This is a genomic window from Achromobacter sp. (genome assembly GCF_057314935.1).
Map to the genome: position 1 here is coordinate 1 of NZ_DBHKZA010000188.1, position 2005 is coordinate 2005.

Below are 2005 nucleotides of genomic sequence, written 5' to 3' on the forward strand. Positions count from 1 at the left end.
CCTGGATGGCTGGAGCACGCCCTGGTATCGCGGCCTGCGGTATCTGCTGTACCACCTGCCGGGTGTGCCGCGCCGTATCCGGGTGCAGGAAGAAGACCCCTACGGCGTGAAAAGCGAGCTGGTGCGCGCGTTCATCAAGGCGGGCTTCGCGCGCGGCGACGGCTTTCATTACCAGTGGGTGCCGTTGGCCTGCGTACGGCAGGTGGACCGCCTGCGCGGCATGGTCCAGCAAGGGCTTGAGCATCTGGATTGCCCGACCCTGATCATGCATGCGGAAGAAGACGAGCTGACCAGTCCGCGGTCTGCCCGGTTCCTGGGGGCTCGCATTCCTGGGGCGACGGTGGTGATGCTGCAAGACAGCTACCACATGATTTGCGTGGACCACGAGCGTGACCGCGTCATGCGCGACGTCCTGGCCTTCCTGGGCAAGGATCCTGACCTGGTGCGCGTGCGCAAGCGGCAGGCGGTTGCGGAGGCGGCCGTCGTCGCGGACGCGCCGGATCAAGCCGCGGCGGGCTGGTCCGGCAGCAGCGGGCCTTGCGGGTCGTTTTCCGCATCCGGACGCGGCGGCACCGGCGGCAAGCCCAGGCCCATGCGCAAACGTTGGCAATCGGGGTTGGGCGAGCCGTCCGGCATCCAGATGTCGAATTCGCGGCACGGCGTGGGGCGGTTTTCGTAGATGGCGCAGTGGATGCCCGGCTGGCCGAGTTCGCCGCGCAACGAGATGCAGCGGCCGCCGCCCATCTCGGTGCCCTTCATGCAGGCGCGCAACGGGCTCATCTGGGTGACCAGTTCCACGGGGACGTGGCCGCCGTTTTCGCCTGCCAGTTCGCCGCAATAGAACGACACCCTGAAATGGGAGCAACAGGCGCCGCAATCCAGGCAGGGGTTCGCGTCCGGGTTGTCACCGGCCAGCACGGCGGGTGAAACGAACGTCAGGACAGCGGTCTCTAGCAGGGACATGGGGGAATGCGCGCGGGCACGGGTGGCGCGGGATCTGGGGCGCAAATAGTAGCGGGATTCGGACTGCGGCTGCTACGACTTTTTTTGGGGACGTTGCTGCGGTAGCATCGGTGGCCTGATTGCCGCCTGGAGCGCTGCCTTGAACGCTAAAACCGATTTTCCCGACGGCCTGGCCCGATGCGGCTGGGTGGATACGTCCGCTGAATACATGGCCTATCACGACAACGAATGGGGCCGCCCGCAAGGCGACGACCGCGCCTTGTTCGAACAGCTTTGCCTTGAAGGTTTCCAGTCGGGCCTCAGTTGGCGCACCATCCTGAACAAGCGCCAGGCGTTCCGGCGCGGCTTCGCGGATTTCGATCCGGCCAAGATGGCGCGCTTCGGTGAAAAGCAGGTAGCCGCCTTGCTGGCCGACGCCGGCATCGTGCGGCATCGCGGCAAGATCGAAGCGGTGATCAACAACGCGGCCCGCGCGTTGGAAATGATCGAAAAGGAGGGCTCGCTTGCGGCGTTCTTCTGGCGCTTCGAAGCGCCGGCCGGCGCGCCCTCCACCTTGGGCGCCTCAACCTCCGAGCAATCCGTGGCCTTGTCCAAGGCGCTGAAGAAGCTGGGCTGGAAGTTCGTGGGGCCCACCACCGTCTACGCGTTCATGCAGTCGGTGGGCATGGTGAACGATCACAGCCCCGGGTGCCATTGCCACGCGCTCAGCGAAAAAGCGCGCAAGGAATTCAGGCGGCCGGCGGTCCGGCGGCCGGCGTAGCGGCGGGCGCGGCGGCTTGCTCGGGCACGTGGCCCGGCAGGCTGTAGCGGCCTTCGCGGTAGGCCCAACTGGGCCACAGCGCGTGCGCCAGCGCCTCTGTCGCCAGCGCCGGGTCCAGCGCCACCGGCGCGTAGTCTTCCGGTGCGGTATAGCGGTACTGCACGGGCGTCTTGTTGGGCGCCAACACCAGCAGATCGTTTTCCTTCAGATAGCCGTAGGTGCTGTCATACTGCATGATGGCCCGCCCCGGCGTGCTGCGCGTCAGGTCGTGGCCGATCATCG

Annotated in this window: 2 protein-coding genes and 1 pseudogene; 1 reads left to right on the forward strand and 2 read right to left on the reverse strand. The window is 66.6% G+C overall.

The features are described 5' to 3' along the window. Positions 1–501: 501 nt before the first annotated feature. Positions 502–963, reverse strand: coding sequence for a YkgJ family cysteine cluster protein (locus ACO6D5_RS29975; RefSeq protein WP_315844780.1), 462 nt, complete (start codon positions 961–963; stop codon positions 502–504). A 139-nt stretch (positions 964–1102) separates the two neighbouring features. On the opposite strand from ACO6D5_RS29975, the gene ACO6D5_RS29980 reads away from it, so the two are divergent. Continuing rightward, positions 1103–1723, forward strand: coding sequence for a DNA-3-methyladenine glycosylase I (locus ACO6D5_RS29980; protein WP_485827420.1), 621 nt, complete (start codon positions 1103–1105; stop codon positions 1721–1723). On the opposite strand, the pseudogene ACO6D5_RS29985 reads toward ACO6D5_RS29980, so the two are convergent. Continuing rightward, positions 1692–2005: pseudogene (locus ACO6D5_RS29985) on the reverse strand (LTA synthase family protein); the annotation flags it as partial. The gene ACO6D5_RS29980 and the pseudogene ACO6D5_RS29985 overlap by 32 nt on opposite strands.